The sequence below is a fragment of the Proteus genomosp. 6 genome (genome assembly GCF_040139785.1).
GTDB lineage: Bacteria > Pseudomonadota > Gammaproteobacteria > Enterobacterales > Enterobacteriaceae > Proteus.
Map to the genome: position 1 here is coordinate 34,643 of NZ_JBEEVJ010000007.1, position 14,406 is coordinate 49,048.

The following is a 14,406-nucleotide window of genomic DNA, read 5'->3' on the forward strand; positions in this document are numbered from 1 at the left end:
CTCATCGTCTCCTAAGAATTAATACATTGGACTAAGTTGTAAAGGAGGCTCATTTAACTGCTCCACTTGTCCCTTGAATAAGGCTAATTGCTTAAACCAAAAATCTTGCTCTTGAAACCAAATAAAAGCACGAGGGAAAGCAGGATCATTCCAGCGTTTTAATACCCACGCGAGATAATGCACCATTCTCATTGCTCTTAGTGGTTCAATTAATGACAATTCACGTAAATCAAAATCTTGGTATTCATAATAAGACTCAAGGATCGTATCTAACTGTATAACCTGCTCTTGCCGTGAGCCATTTAATAACATCCAAAAGTCTTGTACCGCAGGTCCCATTCGGGAATCATCAAAGTCAACCATTACAACTTCATCACGCCACAATATATTACCGGGATGGCAATCACCATGTAGCCGTAATATTTGCCATGCAGAGTCCTCTATTCTAGGACGCACATCATGAATAAGTTTATCTATAACCTCTATAAATTGAGGTTTGAGGTTATTAGGAATTAACGCACTACTTTCAAATTCTAATTTTGGCGCTATCAGATATTCTGCAATAGAAACTGTCGGTCGGTACTCATAACTCTTTTTTCTGCCTATTTGATGAATGCGCCCTAATGTGCGTCCTACTTCTTCTAGCTGAAATAAATTATCAGTTTCATATGCTCTTCCCCCTATGCTAGGGAATATTGCAAAATAAAAGCCATTATCAGAAAAATGAACTGTCTCACTATTAATCATTAAAGGGGCAGCAACGGATACCTCTGCCTCCTTTAATGCTAAAACGAATTCATGTTCTTCTTTTATTTGTTCATACGACCAGCGTTGAGGGCGATAAAATTTCACCACATAACGTTGTCGATGCTCATCCATAAATTGAAAAACACGATTTTCATAGCTATTTAATTCCGTTAACCCTGACTCAGGATAAAAACCGATTTTAACTAACGCGTCCCAAATGTTATCAGGTGAAAGTCCCTGAAAATTAAATGAGGCAGACATTTCCATTTTCTATCCTGAATTTAATCTTTAATCACGCCACGAGCACGTAAAATGGCGGTTTTAAAATCTTCTTCGTAATCTTTTTTCAGTCCTGGTATCACATCTGTTGGCGCTGAACCGCGCATTTTCAGATGGTAAATCAAAATATCATCAGTCAGATCAGATAATTGACCTTTAAAACCCGCTTCATCAGCAAGTTTCTGCAATAATTGAATTAAGTTTAAATCAGAATTTTCTTCCCAAACTGGGTGCAATAATTCCATAACTTCATTAAGACGGTGACATTTCATACAAAAAATCCTTATTATTAATTACAACAACAAAGTACCAATTATTATCCGATAGAAAAAGGAAACCTCTGTCAATATGCGTAAAGATTACGCTTTTTTGATAAAAATTGCTGTCGCTTTACATGAAATCTCACTAAGTCGATATTTTTTATTAGTATATCGTCTTTCCTTGATAAAAATCGTTCGGAAAATTTAGCCAATTTATTCACAAATATTGAATATGAAAATGAAGAATATTACAGGCGGTATACTTGCGGGTGGCCAAGCAACACGAATGGGAGGGGCTGATAAAGGGCTTCAAATTCTACATGGACAGCCTTTATACCGCCATATTGCCCAAAAACTAGCACCGCAAGTTGATAGCATACTGATTAGTGCTAACCGAAATTTAGAACAATATCGCCAAAGCCAATATCCTGTTATTACAGATGAAATAGAAGGATTTTCAGGGCCTTTAGCTGGCATGCTCACGTTATTAAAGCAAGCATCAACACCTTGGGTTGCTTTTGTACCTTGCGATGTCCCCTATTTCCCTCTTAATTTAGTTGAAAAACTCTATGAGCAAAGAGGCGATGCATTAGCCGTTTATGTTGATGATGGTGAAAGAGAACATCCTACCTTAGCACTGCTAAATCGTCGTATTATTCCAATGCTAGAAACTTATTTAGCACAAGGTGATCGAAAATTAATGTTGTTTATGAAACAGATAAATGCGCATTCTGTTTTATTTGCGGATCAAGCAAGTGCTTTTATTAATTTAAATACCCCTGACGATATTGAAAAAGCCAACAAATTAAAAAAATAGGAATGAAAAATATGGCACAAGTAGATTTACCCCTCTTAGGGATCACGGCGTGGAGTGGAACAGGTAAAACGACACTACTAAAACAACTTATTCCAGAATTACGCAAAAGAGAAATTCGTGTAGGCATGATCAAGCACACTCATCATGATATGGATGTGGATAAGCCCGGAAAAGACAGTTACGAACTCAGAAAAGCAGGAGCAGATCAGACATTAGTCGCAAGCCAACAACGTTGGGCATTAATGACAGAGACGCCAGAACTACCAGAATTAGATTTGTATTACCTCGCATCTCGTTTTGATACGAGTAAGCTAGATTTAATCTTAGTCGAAGGCTTTAAAGGCGAAGCTATTCCTAAAATTGCGCTCTATCGCCATATCAACGAACGTAATTTTAATGACTTACTTGATGAGCACGTTATTGCCGTCGCCAGTGATTGTGATTTAAACGTAGATTTCCCACTACTAGATATCAATGCACCCGAGGCTATTGCAGAATTTATTGCAGATTGGCTTAAAAACAATAAATGATCGTTGTGGGCTATTTTTATAGCCCACATAAATGACAGTCTCTTAAATACTATTCTAATAATTCTAAATCAAATTCGTCACTGATTGTTTTAATAATAGTCACCACAGTTTCTGCAAAACTGTCTTCGCCAAAATCTCTCAACATTAGCCAAATATTATCATCAGCATTCCAATTCTGTGGCATATTGAGGCTTTCTTCTGAATATGCATACCAAGGATAATTTTCAGCATTTAGTTGACACTCAACATAATAGTCAGGAAATATTCGTTCAATTTCACTTTGAATTTCAGTGTAGTTCTTTAATTTATTTCTTTTGGGTGCTTCATTTTTTCTTTCAAAGCCCCAATAAAAATCTCTTAAATTTGAACTCTCAAATTTAAACACCAAATAATAAAGGCTATCATCGTTAAAATCGACATAAAATCCAGACTCTTTTTTCCCTTTTCTAAAGTCTTCTTCATCAAAATAAAAATCTATAGAGAGCTCATCTGTTTTATTTATAATATGAGTTATAAACTCATTCATTATTGACAACTTAATATTTTCTATGCTTTTAGAAATTAAAAGAGCAGAGCTAATTGCATCATTATCTTCTAATATTTTTTCTACTATTTCGTCTTGCAATTCCATATTTAACTCGTAATTAATTTCTGAATTAATAAATTTTATAATAGATTCAATAAACATTTTTACCTGAATTGACTCTATTTTATAGGAGCATTCTTCTAACCATTTAATAATTTCATAATAAGTAATATGGTGAATATTATCTTTTATCTCTTTATCTGTATCTTTAGATAAAGAATACTCGCTATATTCGGAATTACTTAAATAAAATAAGATCCATTTTTTTCGACTTCTTCCTGCTCTTTTTTTCAACCAGCAGCCATAATCATATAACTGATTTTCTTCATCTTCAGCCCATGGTTTATTCTCAATACCTATCAATAAATCAGATGTTTCAACAAAAATATCTAAACGGCGATAACTATCGTCTCGCTCAACTGCCTGTTCAAGGCAGACTGATTTTACAGACTGATATTTATTATTTTTAATAAAATGTTTATAGAAATTTTGAGTAAATAATTTACCCTGAGCATGCGTTTCTGTTGGATCAAGTAGAAATGCTAAGCATTTTGAAATTGTGTTTTCATTTATCTTGAATAGAGATAAAGGTGAAAAATCTGGACTTAGCTTTTTATAGTAGCGCTTTTTCGCTTTGTCATAAGATTTTCGTTCTGTCGTAATACGTTGGATTACTTTATGAACAATAGCTGGGGAAATATCCATGTTTTTTCTAGTAATAAAAATAAGGTAATTTAGTTTATGTCTAATGTTGATTTCTAATTTAAACAATATCACCAATAAAATATAGCTAACAGATAGATTAATAAAAATAGGTTCCAATGAAGATCAGAACCTATCCATTAAAGTAATTATTTTCATTCCAAAATAATTGCTTGATAAGGTTGAAGAATAAGACCACCTTGTGCATCTTCCACTATTGGGCTGTTATGCAAATAAATATCTTTAGCTTTAATGGTAAGTGCTTTTTCTTCACCACTAAAATTACAGTAAATATTGACTGAGTTACCATCATAAGTACGCTTAAAAGCAATCACGTTTTCTGGTGAAACCAATGGCGAGAATTCACCATAGACCAAAATATCACTGATCTTTGAATGTCGTCTTAATGCAATTAATTGTTGATAATAAGCGAAAAGAGAATGTTTATCTTGTGTCTCTTGCTCTGCATTAATATCCACATAATTAGGGTTAACTTTTAGCCATGGCTTTCCAGTACTAAAACCACCATTTATTTCACGATCCCATTGAAAAGGTGTTCTTGAATTATCACGGCTACGGTCATTAAAGTATTCAATTATTTGCTCGTCGCTATAACCTAATTTTTTACCCCATTCATATAATTTAAAAACATGCAAATCATCATGTTCTTCTAATGTCATTGGGCAATTAGTCATGCCAATTTCTTGCCCTTGATAAATAAAAGGAGTTCCTCGTTGAGTTAATAAAAATGTCGCTAACATTTTGGCACTAGTTACATTAATCGCCCCTTTAGGAAGAAATTTATTTAATGAACGAGGCTGATCATGATTTTCTAAATAAGGTGCTCCCCAACCTACGCGTTGAGTATCTAGCTGACTTTTAATAAATACAGGTTTTAATCTTTCACCTGTGATTGGATTAATGGTAAATGGTTTCTCATTACGAATATCTAAATCAGCGATACTAAAATCAAATACCATGGAAAAATAACCATTCTCGCCAACATAAGCGCGTAAATCTTTTTCAGGTACATCAATTTCTGCAACCGTCATACTATTTGCAGGCTTAAAAGTATTCTCGACTAATTCAGTTAAAAACTTATCAATACCAGGTTGATTTAATACCCAAGGCACTAAAGACGCTGAACCATCATCTTTATCAGGTTCAAATTGATATTCAGATAAGGCTTCAGGTGATTTTTTTAAATTACCAATCGCATCAATACGAAATCCTGCAACACCTTTTTTGATCCAGACATTTATCATGTTGATAATATCTTTACGTAATTGTGGGTTTTCCCAGTTTAAATCCGGTTGTTCAGGGCCAAAGGAATTGAAATACCAACGATTAGTTTCTCCAACGCGACTCCAAACAGAGCAATCAAAATAAGTGCGTAAATTATTAGGAGGAGTCGGTTTATCCCATTGTTTAAAAATATAATAATCCCTATATGGGCTATTAGGATCTTCAATTGCCGCTTTAAACCAAGGATGCTCATCAGAAGAGTGATTTAATACTAAATCTAATAGAATTTTAATATCACGTTTTTTAGCTTCGCTAATAAGTTTATCTAACGCGTTATTATCGCCAAAGATAGGATCGACAACAGAATAATCAGCAATATCATAACCATTGTCTTTCATTGGTGATTTAAAAATCGGACATAACCAAATAACGTTTGTACCAAGTGACTGAATATAATCTAATTTCTCCGTGATCCCAGCTAAATCGCCGACACCATCCCCGTTACTATCATAATAACTCTTGGGATAAATTTGATAGACCACGGCATCTTTCCACCAAGTATTAGACATATTCACCTCACTAAGGTAATTAGCACATATGGAACTGTTCCATAATTAATATAAGATACTATAGGCACTAAAAGAGAGGGTAAGGTAATTAACATACTAAAATGTGAAATAGCTCATACTAAAAAAACACAATTACCTCAATAAAGATGGGTTTGTCATAATCATATTAAGATATATTAGGTCATCAACTAATTGAAAGGAGCAACAGCATATTCAATGGCCGGGATCCGTGATGTCGCAAAAAAAGCCAATGTCGCAGCAAGCACTGTTTCCAGAGCATTAAATAACAGTGGCTATGTGTCTCAAGCTGCACGAGAAAAAATAAAAAAAGCGGTTGAGGAATTAGATTATATTCCAGATACTTGGCTAAGAAATTTATATCAACAAAAGAGTGCTGTTGTTGGTGTCATTATTAATAGCCTTGAATACCCTTATTTTGCGACAGTGACACGTTTTATTGAAAATAAGCTCGCTGAAAATGGCTATAGCATGATGTTATGTGCAACACAAAATAGCAAAGTACGTGAACGTATATTTTTTGATATGCTTAAACGCGGTCAGATCGACGGTATTATTGCAGAATATCTGTTATTGGATGATAGTGAATATCAGCATATTCAAAGACCGGTGGTAACGCTAGACCGTCATCTCCGTGATATTCCATTAGTGTGTTCCGATCACCATACTGGTGGTCGATTAGCAGCAGAACACCTTATTCAGAAAGGTTGCCAAAAAATCCTCTATATTGAAGATAATTCAAGTTATTTATCATCAACCCCTTCATATCAAAGCTGTTTAGCTTTTAAGGAAACGCTTATTCAGGCAGGTATTAAACCTATTCCTTGTAAAGTAAATTGGAAAGAAGAAGAGAAAGACTATTTTCACTCTTTTGCAACAAAAATACTTTCTTTGCATTCAGAGATCGATGCTATTTTTGCTGCTGATATTCCCGCCATGGCATTATTTAATGAAGCAACAAGACGAAATATTGCCATTCCAGAACAATTAAAAATAGTTGCTTACGATGGCAGTCCTTGGTTAAACCAAACACTGCGCCAATTAACCTGTATTGAACAACCCTTTGAAAAACTGGCTGAAAAAAGCGTAAAAGTGATTAGCGCATTAATTGAAAATAAAGAAACAACAGATAACATCTCTGTTATTCCAGTGAAGTTTATTCAAGGTGAAAGTAGCTAATTATTGATTCAATTCTTATGACAGTTTTGTGTTGAGATATCGCCATAACATGTCGATACCATAAACATGTCACGCTGTTATGTTTATAAAAGCTAGTTTTATCGACATATCGCCATAACATGTCGATACCATAAACATGTCTCGCTATTATGTTTATAAAAACGCATTTTATCGACATATCGCCATAATATGTCGATACTATAAAAAAACGCCAAAGAAAGTTACCTTTCTCTAGCGTTTTATTTGATTATGTTTTACTTCAAAATTGAGTAAAAGCTATCGTTCTTATTTTGCAGGACGAACTGCGATAACTTCAATTTCTACACGCCATGCTGGATTAGCCAGTTTTGCGATTTGGAAAGTTGAACGAGCTGGCAGTTGGTCAGTTTTAGAAGCATCAAAGTACTTAGAATAACCGTTCATAAAGCCTTTAAAGTCCATCTCACCTTTAGTTTCTTCGCCACCAACTAGGAAGACTTGCATTTTCACAACGTCTTTCATATCTAGGCCAAGTTCATTTAAGTGAGTTTTGATTTGTTCTAATACACTGATAGTTTGTTCTTCAGTATTACCATAAGACGCTAATACGCCTTCTGGTGCATCTGCTGATTTCTTAGCTGGTACTTTACCGCTTAAGAAAACAAGGTTGTTACCTGCACTTACTTCAACAGACTCAGAAATAGGCATACCGTTTAATTTATGGTGTACAACACCTTCCGCATTCGCGCTTGCTACACCAAAAATAAAAGGCAGAGCAACAAGTAAACTTTTATAACGCATGAAAACTCCTTAACATGTTTAATTTACAGTAAAACAAGGGGTTATTTACTTCTTAAAGCGATCCATACTAAATGGTGTTGGATCAATAACAGGTTTCTTACCTGTAACGATATCAGCAGTCACTTCACCAGCAGCAGGGCCTTCGGTCATACCCCATACGGTTGCAGTATTGATAACTAGGCCTGGGTATTCTTTGACTTCAGAAATAATAGGTAATTCATCAAATGTTGGACTAACTACTGCGCCCCAACGTTCAACAACTTGTGATTTTTCAAATACTGGGAATTCAGCTTTCATTCTTTGGAATACAGCATCCAAGTGCTCAGTATTTTGCGTTGCTGTTGCAACACGATATTGTTCAAACGGTGTTTTTTCATCTAATTTCCAAGATGTTGCCATCTTGAATGAGTTGAATAAATCTTCACCGATAGAGAATTCTAATGGCAGCTCACCACCACCTAATAGGTGCATGAACTTAGGCCCTAACAAGAAGCTATCTTTCACGATAGAGCTTGTGAAAATACGAGGTGCGACAGCATAAGTACCATCGGCTTGCTCACGGAAATGGATACCGTTTGGTAAATGCACGTTACCACGAGGTGCACCCGGAACACCTGATACACGTTGCTGTGATAAGTAAACATTCAGCGTTGGAATATCAATGCCCATGTTACCCATAAATAAACGTGACCAAATACCACCAGCAAGAACAACGTGAGATGTTCTAATTGCACCTTTTTCTGTTACAACATCAGAAATTTTACCACCAGCAGTTTCGATGCCTCTTACCGCGCAGTTGGTATAGATTTTTACGCCAATTTGTTTAGCGTAGCGTGCTAATGCAGGTGTGCCTGTTTCTGGATCAACAGAACCTGAGTCTTCTTCAAAAGCGGCCACAGTCCATGGTGTTTGAGCACCAACAAGACGGTTTGATAACTCTTCACCTTTAATAATGCGCGTATTTAATGGTGTATCAAATCCAGCCGTTTCTTTTGCTGTTTTGATCCACGCTTGCGCTTTATCAAATGCTTTTTCATCTGCAAGGGCTTCTACTCGACCTTGTGTACGATAACTAGTATCAGCACCAATCTTTTCGTTCATTCCACGCCATAAGATTTTCCCGTAATGGTGTAATGGGAAAATTTCTGGTGATGTTTGATAACTAATAATTTGGCTGTATGCTCGGCCTGATTGTTCACCGCCAATCTCGCCTTTTTCTAAAATAGTGACACTCATGCCACGTTCTGCAAGGTTGATAGCAGTCATGATACCTTGGATACCACCACCAATAATCACTGCATCAGACTCTTTAGGCAGCGCACCCTCTGTACCTTCAACAAATGATGCTCTAGATTTAGCTTCAACGAATTTGCCATCACGGCGAACCATTGGAACTAACGCAGCACCACCGGCTAAAACACCCGCAGCACCAACACCTAAAAGCAGCTTTCTCCTTGAAATTTTCATCTTCTACCTCAGTAATGGATTTACTATTTATATTTATAATGTTGTTCATTTATTTCTTTAAAACTGAATAATACCATAGTTCATTATATTGTTAATAATTATAATTATTTGTTAACCATTTCTTAGAACAACAATATCCATAGATACAATATGGTTACTTTAACCATTTTTTTTCATAGAAATTCATCATTTAATGAGCTAGAGATGAAAACCTTGCGTTTATTATCAATTGATAAATAAGAAGATATTTAGAATTGGATAAATTTTTAATAGAAAAAGCAATTGTTTAAATAATTAACATTTTGATACAAATGACGAGGATGGCTGTAAAATATTGTTTACAAAACAAGCAAAATCTATCGCACAATTGCATAAAATAAAAAGATGATCTGACTATCTAATAGCCTTATTTTTACAAAATAAGTAATTTTACTTAGTAACTGGTTTATGGGTCAGTTAGTAGACGAATATACTTTTTGGAAAATACGTAGAAAAGAGGATATTCGAGTTCGAAATAAAACTGGGGTAAGTACAAATTCTCAATAAAAAAAGCCAGAGGGTTAACTCTAGCTTTTTACATAATAATAAAAATAAGCTTAAGCGATAAAATGAAAATAGCTTATCTCATCGTAACAAATTCTTCTGCTGCAGTTGGGTGGATTGCCACAGTATCATCAAAGTCTTTTTTCGTTGCGCCCATTTTCAGAGCCACAGCAAAACCTTGTAGCATTTCATCCATACCAAACCCAATACCATGAATACCAACAATTTTTTCGTCTGCGCCAACACAAACTAACTTCATACGACACGGTTGGCGATGACGAGTCACAGCACTATACATTGCTGTGAAAGACGATTTGTACACTTTAACTTGATCAGCACCGTACTGCTCAACCGCTTGAGGCTCTGTTAAACCAACAGTACCAATAGCTGGATGACTAAATACCACTGTTGGGATATTTGAATAGTCTAAATGTTCGTTAGGTTTGTTGTTAAATAAACGCTCTGACAAACGACGCCCTGCGGCAACAGCAACAGGCGTTAATTCAACTGCACCTGTATTATCGCCAACAGCATAAATTCCTTTTACATTGGTATTTTGGAATTTATCGACTTTGATATAGCCTTTTTCATTTAACTCGACCCCCGTTACCGCCAGATTCAGGTTATCCGTTGCTGGCTCACGACCAATTGCCCAGATTAATGTATCAACTGTCTGCTCTGTACCGTTTTCCAGTTGTAACGTTAAACTTCCATCCGCATTCTTAATTACAGCTTTAGGAATAGCGTGTGTATGTAATTTAGGCCCTTCGGTTTCCATCACTTCTAACAGTGTTTCAACGATTAATGGGTCAAAATTACGCAGTGGCGCATGTTTACGCACAAATAGGTGCGTTTCACTACCCAAAGCATTTAACACACCGGCAAGTTCAACAGCGATATAACCAGCACCAACAACAGCAACACGTTTTGGTAAGGCTTTTAATTCAAAAAAGCCATCAGAATTAATACCATACTCAGCACCTGGAATATTAGGTTGAACAGGGCGACCGCCTGTTGCAATCAGAATATTATCAGCCGTGATCTTTTCGCCATTAACTTCAATCGTATTGGCATCAACAAAACGAGCAAACCCTTGGATAACATCAACTTTGTTATTACCTAAGACACGGTCATAAGATTGATGAATACGGTCAATATAAGCAGAACGGCTACTAATTAGCGTATCCCAATCAAAACGGTTCACTGTGGTATCAAAACCATAATCAGGACCGTATTGATGAATAGCTTCAGCAATTTGCGCTGCATGCCACATCACTTTTTTAGGTACACAACCCACGTTAACACAAGTGCCACCTAACGCTTTCGCTTCAATTAATGCACATTTTTGGCCATACATTGCCGCTCTATTAATTGATGCAATACCGCCACTACCGCCACCGATGGCGATGTAATCGTAATGTTTGCTCGTCATTTCTCTGATCCATTTATCTGTAGAAAAATAGGTAACTCACAGGCTAAGTCTTTCATATCATGATGTCTATTATGACAAAATTTAAAACATAGCACGTCAGATTTTAGCTTTTACAGTAATAGGCAAAAACAATAATAAAGATGCTTATTCTGGTACAACCCACTCAACTAATGTATGTCCAATACCCTCAGGAACTAAGGTTTTATGTAACCAAGGGAGTATTGATTTCATTTGTGATTCTAATTTCCAAGGTGGATTAATCACAATCATGCCTGATGCAGTCATCCCTAGTTGATCACTATCGGGTTTTACTGCTAATTCAATTTGTAAAATCTTACGGATCCCTGTTGCTTCAAGCTCTTTTAACATGCGTTTGATTTGCTGACGGTGAACAACGGGATACCAAATCGCATAAGTTCCTGTCGCAAAGCGCTTATGGCCTTCAACAACACCTTTAACAACAGCAGAATAGTCTTGTTTGAGTTCATAAGGTGGATCAATTAATGCGAATCCACGACGACTTGGCGGAGGTAACTTAGATTTTAATTGGCCAAAACCATCTTCACGAGAAACTCTAACTCGCTCGTCACGAGAGAATTCGGTACGTAATAAAGGAAAATCCGTTGGATGTAATTCTGTTAGCGCTAAGGAATCTTGTTCTCTTAGTAATTTGCTCGCTAATAGAGGTGATCCCGGATAATAACGCAGTTCCCCACTTGCGTTTAATTCTCCAACCGCTTCAAGGTAAGGCAAAATAAGCTCAGGCACTTCTTCTTGCTGCCATAAGCGTGCGATCCCTTCTAAATATTCGCCAGTGCGAGTCGCATGAGCATTGGTTAATTGATAACGTCCAGCGCCAGCATGAGTATCAAGATAAAGAAAAGGTTTCTCTTTCTCTTTTAAAGACTCAATGATGAGTGTTTGAACAATATGTTTTAAAACATCGGCGTGGTTGCCAGCATGGAAACTATGGCGATAGCTCAGCATTCTTTATCTTCCGTTAGAAATAAGTATAGCTTAGTAATTAATTTACTCAGAAATAGTGATTAAACTCAGTGTATCAGAAAAAGCCGAACTTCTTCATTGAAAGCGAAAGAAACGTTGTGTCTTAGTATTCAGCCGTTATGATAAGCCCATATTTCACTTAAGTTTAAATAGGATAGAAAGATGAAAAAATTACTTTTTACTGCCATAACCTTAAGCTTACTCGCAAGTAATGCTTATGCCGATAGATCAACCAATGGTTGTGAAATAAAAAAACAGAATATCCAAAAGCAGATGGAATATGCAAAAGCACATGGTAATCAATATCGTATCCAAGGCTTGGAGCGAGCATTACAAAATGTTGAACGCTATTGCACACCTGAAAAAGTGGTTGAAAACACACGCCTTGAATTACGTGAAAAACAACTTGACGTTAAAGAGCGTGAGCTCGAATTAAAAGAAGCACAACTTAAAGGTGATGCAGATAAAATTGCTAAACAAGAAAGAAAGCTAGCTGAAGAAAAAGCTGATTTAAAAGCAATTGAAGAAGAATTAAATCTACTGACAAAGTAGTTATCATCAATAATTAATGCCTACTCCTTATTTGACTGTGAAATACAGACTAAAACAATAAGTGAGTAGCCATTCTCTTATTAAACTAAACTTAATTTCAGAATTGCTGTATTGGTTTTTTATCCTTTATTAAGTACAAGATTATCTACACCTTTTAATAGAGCATCATCTACACTTAAGCCAGAACAAACAAATACATCTCCTAAATCAGTGGCTAATTACAATAAGCATAAGGTGTGTAATAGAAATTAAGCTATGATATTTTTGAGTGAAAACTATAGTAGTAACATTAATTTATTGAAAATGGACTGATCTAATTAAAGAGGATATATGTCAGAAGAGCAGCAACAAAAAACAGTAAGTGAAAAAACTCAACTGACTCAGCCACTAAAAAAAGGGCTGGAAAAAGGGCTTCATGGTGGGAAAAAAGCCATTGGAATTGGGATAAAAATCAGTAACTTCATCACCAATATCCCTTTTATTGCACACCTTATTCGTGCAGCAGAACGTTTCACTGACAGAATGGGAAATCAGTTCGGCGCAGCTATTACTTACTTTTCATTTTTATCATTAATCCCAGTATTAATGCTTTCTTTTGCCTGTGCGGGTTTTGTTTTGGCCTCAAATCCAGATTTACTCGCTAAATTAATTACAGGTGTCGCAAATAGCATTGACGATCCAACGCTTGCATCCACAGTTCAACAAAGTATTGATACCGCAGTTCGCCAGCGTACAACCGTTGGTTTAACTGGTTTAGCAATTGCACTTTATTCTGGTGTTAATTGGGTGGGTAATTTACGCCAAGCCATTTTGGCTCAATCACGCCCCGTTTGGGAAAGAAATAAAGAAGAGCAAGAGAAAATCTATTTCCGCTACTTTCGCGACTTTTTAGCGCTAATTGGCTTACTTTTTGCGTTAATTGTCACTATTACGCTAACTTCTGTGGCAGGTTCAGCCCAAAGAATGATTGTTCACACATTGGGATTAGACGGTATTGAATGGCTAACGCCAGCATGGACAACCATCGGCTTAACTATTTCCATTACTGCAAACTATTTACTATTTTTATGGATATTGTGGATCTTACCTCGCCATCAACCAAAACGAATTTCGCTTATTAAAGGCACACTTATCGCTGCCATTGGTTTTGAAATATTGAAATCCGTTATGACATGGATGCTACCCAAAATCGCAAGCTCACCTTCAGGTGCCGCATTTGGTTCAGTGATAGGTTTAATGGCTTTCTTCTACTTTTTTGCCCGATTAACACTCTTTTGTGCCGCGTGGATCGCCACTGATGGCCCAAATATGCGCAAAGAACAGTTGTCTGAAACGCAATCAACATCTTAACTTTATGATAAAACTATATGGTTAATTCCCTGCATTAACCGCCTATAAATAACGTAATAAGGAAAAACAATGCCATACGTTAATATTAAAATTACACGCGAAGGTGCAACCGCAGAGCAAAAAGAGCAGCTCATTGCGGGAGCAACACAACTTTTGGTTGATGTATTAGGCAAAAATCCAGCAACCACGGTTGTGGTAATTGATGAAGTTGAAACAGATAACTGGGGAATAGGTGGTAAAACAGTAACAGAATTACGAGCAGCAACAAAAAGTAAATAAAAAATTTCTGCAATATAATAAAGGGTGCAAAGTACACCCTTTTTGCTGATTTATTTTCCTGACAGA

At 36.2% G+C, this 14,406-nt stretch carries 14 protein-coding genes; 6 read left to right on the plus strand and 8 right to left on the minus strand.

The window, feature by feature from the left end; all coding sequences use genetic code 11:
- Positions 1–18: 18 nt before the first annotated feature.
- Both ABN212_RS10415 and ABN212_RS10420 read right to left on the minus strand, forming a co-directional pair.
- A complete protein-coding gene (locus tag ABN212_RS10415; protein ID WP_198626317.1) occupies positions 19–1,014 on the minus strand; it encodes a serine/threonine protein kinase in 996 nt (331 codons plus the stop codon).
- Positions 1,015–1,028: 14 nt separating this feature from the next.
- Complete coding sequence (locus ABN212_RS10420; RefSeq protein WP_023583277.1) at positions 1,029–1,298, minus strand: YihD family protein; 270 nt, start codon at positions 1,296–1,298, stop codon at positions 1,029–1,031.
- A 220-nt stretch (positions 1,299–1,518) separates the two neighbouring features.
- Between ABN212_RS10420 and mobA the strand changes: the two genes are divergently transcribed.
- Both mobA and mobB read left to right on the plus strand, forming a co-directional pair.
- Positions 1,519–2,103, plus strand: coding sequence for a molybdenum cofactor guanylyltransferase MobA (gene mobA, locus ABN212_RS10425; protein ID WP_198620050.1), 585 nt, complete (start codon positions 1,519–1,521; stop codon positions 2,101–2,103).
- Positions 2,104–2,114: 11 nt separating this feature from the next.
- Complete coding sequence (gene mobB, locus ABN212_RS10430; protein WP_198620051.1) at positions 2,115–2,633, plus strand: molybdopterin-guanine dinucleotide biosynthesis protein MobB; 519 nt, start codon at positions 2,115–2,117, stop codon at positions 2,631–2,633.
- 49 nt (positions 2,634–2,682) lie between these two features.
- On the opposite strand, the gene ABN212_RS10435 is transcribed toward mobB, so the two are convergent.
- Positions 2,683–3,924 carry a PD-(D/E)XK nuclease family protein gene (locus tag ABN212_RS10435; RefSeq protein WP_198620052.1) on the minus strand — a complete coding sequence of 414 codons (1,242 nt, stop codon included), beginning with the start codon at positions 3,922–3,924 and terminating at the stop codon, positions 2,683–2,685.
- Between the two features lie 152 nt (positions 3,925–4,076).
- Positions 4,077–5,735: an alpha-glucosidase gene (locus ABN212_RS10440; RefSeq protein ID WP_349443197.1), complete on the minus strand. Its 1,659-nt coding sequence runs from the start codon at positions 5,733–5,735 to the stop codon at positions 4,077–4,079.
- A gap of 216 nt (positions 5,736–5,951) precedes the next feature.
- Between ABN212_RS10440 and ABN212_RS10445 the strand changes: the two genes are divergently transcribed.
- Positions 5,952–6,932, plus strand: a complete 981-nt coding sequence (locus tag ABN212_RS10445) for a LacI family DNA-binding transcriptional regulator (protein WP_349443198.1) — start codon at positions 5,952–5,954, stop codon at positions 6,930–6,932.
- 285 nt (positions 6,933–7,217) lie between these two features.
- Here ABN212_RS10445 and ABN212_RS10450 read toward each other — a convergent pair whose 3' ends face one another.
- From ABN212_RS10450 to ABN212_RS10465, 4 genes are all read right to left on the minus strand, one after another.
- Positions 7,218–7,712 carry a RidA family protein gene (locus ABN212_RS10450; RefSeq protein WP_198620055.1) on the minus strand — a complete coding sequence of 165 codons (495 nt, stop codon included), beginning with the start codon at positions 7,710–7,712 and terminating at the stop codon, positions 7,218–7,220.
- A 45-nt stretch (positions 7,713–7,757) separates the two neighbouring features.
- Positions 7,758–9,179, minus strand: coding sequence for an NAD(P)/FAD-dependent oxidoreductase (locus tag ABN212_RS10455; protein WP_100159709.1), 1,422 nt, complete (start codon positions 9,177–9,179; stop codon positions 7,758–7,760).
- A 619-nt stretch (positions 9,180–9,798) separates the two neighbouring features.
- The gene (gene gorA / locus ABN212_RS10460) at positions 9,799–11,154 is read right to left on the minus strand and encodes a glutathione-disulfide reductase (protein WP_099075969.1); all 1,356 of its coding nucleotides are present in this window, start codon (positions 11,152–11,154) and stop codon (positions 9,799–9,801) included.
- A gap of 144 nt (positions 11,155–11,298) precedes the next feature.
- Entirely contained in the window at positions 11,299–12,141 is an 843-nt protein-coding gene (locus tag ABN212_RS10465) for a 23S rRNA (adenine(2030)-N(6))-methyltransferase RlmJ (protein ID WP_109374314.1), read from the minus strand.
- A gap of 180 nt (positions 12,142–12,321) precedes the next feature.
- On the opposite strand from ABN212_RS10465, the gene ABN212_RS10470 reads away from it, so the two are divergent.
- The 3 genes from ABN212_RS10470 (at position 12,322) to ABN212_RS10480 (ending at position 14,340) form a co-directional block, all read left to right on the plus strand.
- Positions 12,322–12,711 (plus strand): DUF1090 domain-containing protein, encoded by a 390-nt coding sequence (locus ABN212_RS10470; RefSeq protein WP_198620057.1) that lies wholly within the window; start codon positions 12,322–12,324, stop codon positions 12,709–12,711.
- A 330-nt stretch (positions 12,712–13,041) separates the two neighbouring features.
- The gene (gene yhjD / locus ABN212_RS10475) at positions 13,042–14,061 is read left to right on the plus strand and encodes an inner membrane protein YhjD (protein ID WP_196534050.1); all 1,020 of its coding nucleotides are present in this window, start codon (positions 13,042–13,044) and stop codon (positions 14,059–14,061) included.
- 69 nt (positions 14,062–14,130) lie between these two features.
- A complete protein-coding gene (locus tag ABN212_RS10480) occupies positions 14,131–14,340 on the plus strand; it encodes a 2-hydroxymuconate tautomerase family protein (protein WP_006534633.1) in 210 nt (69 codons plus the stop codon).
- Positions 14,341–14,406: the final 66 nt, after the last annotated feature.

Excerpts from the sequence above, each read along its gene's own strand:
- ABN212_RS10415 (WP_198626317.1), bottom strand. The coding sequence starts at position 1,014 with ATGGAAATGTCTGCCTCATTTAATTTTCAGGGACTTTCACCTGATAAC.
- ABN212_RS10420 (WP_023583277.1), bottom strand. The coding sequence starts at position 1,298 with ATGAAATGTCACCGTCTTAATGAAGTTATGGAATTATTGCACCCAGTT.
- mobA (WP_198620050.1), top strand. The coding sequence starts at position 1,519 with ATGAAAATGAAGAATATTACAGGCGGTATACTTGCGGGTGGCCAAGCA.
- mobB (WP_198620051.1), top strand. The coding sequence starts at position 2,115 with ATGGCACAAGTAGATTTACCCCTCTTAGGGATCACGGCGTGGAGTGGA.
- ABN212_RS10435 (WP_198620052.1), bottom strand. The coding sequence starts at position 3,924 with ATGGATATTTCCCCAGCTATTGTTCATAAAGTAATCCAACGTATTACG.
- ABN212_RS10440 (WP_349443197.1), bottom strand. The coding sequence starts at position 5,735 with ATGTCTAATACTTGGTGGAAAGATGCCGTGGTCTATCAAATTTATCCC.
- ABN212_RS10445 (WP_349443198.1), top strand. The coding sequence starts at position 5,952 with ATGGCCGGGATCCGTGATGTCGCAAAAAAAGCCAATGTCGCAGCAAGC.
- ABN212_RS10450 (WP_198620055.1), bottom strand. The coding sequence starts at position 7,712 with ATGCGTTATAAAAGTTTACTTGTTGCTCTGCCTTTTATTTTTGGTGTA.
- ABN212_RS10455 (WP_100159709.1), bottom strand. The coding sequence starts at position 9,179 with ATGAAAATTTCAAGGAGAAAGCTGCTTTTAGGTGTTGGTGCTGCGGGT.
- gorA (WP_099075969.1), bottom strand. The coding sequence starts at position 11,154 with ATGACGAGCAAACATTACGATTACATCGCCATCGGTGGCGGTAGTGGC.
- ABN212_RS10465 (WP_109374314.1), bottom strand. The coding sequence starts at position 12,141 with ATGCTGAGCTATCGCCATAGTTTCCATGCTGGCAACCACGCCGATGTT.
- ABN212_RS10470 (WP_198620057.1), top strand. The coding sequence starts at position 12,322 with ATGAAAAAATTACTTTTTACTGCCATAACCTTAAGCTTACTCGCAAGT.
- yhjD (WP_196534050.1), top strand. The coding sequence starts at position 13,042 with ATGTCAGAAGAGCAGCAACAAAAAACAGTAAGTGAAAAAACTCAACTG.
- ABN212_RS10480 (WP_006534633.1), top strand. The coding sequence starts at position 14,131 with ATGCCATACGTTAATATTAAAATTACACGCGAAGGTGCAACCGCAGAG.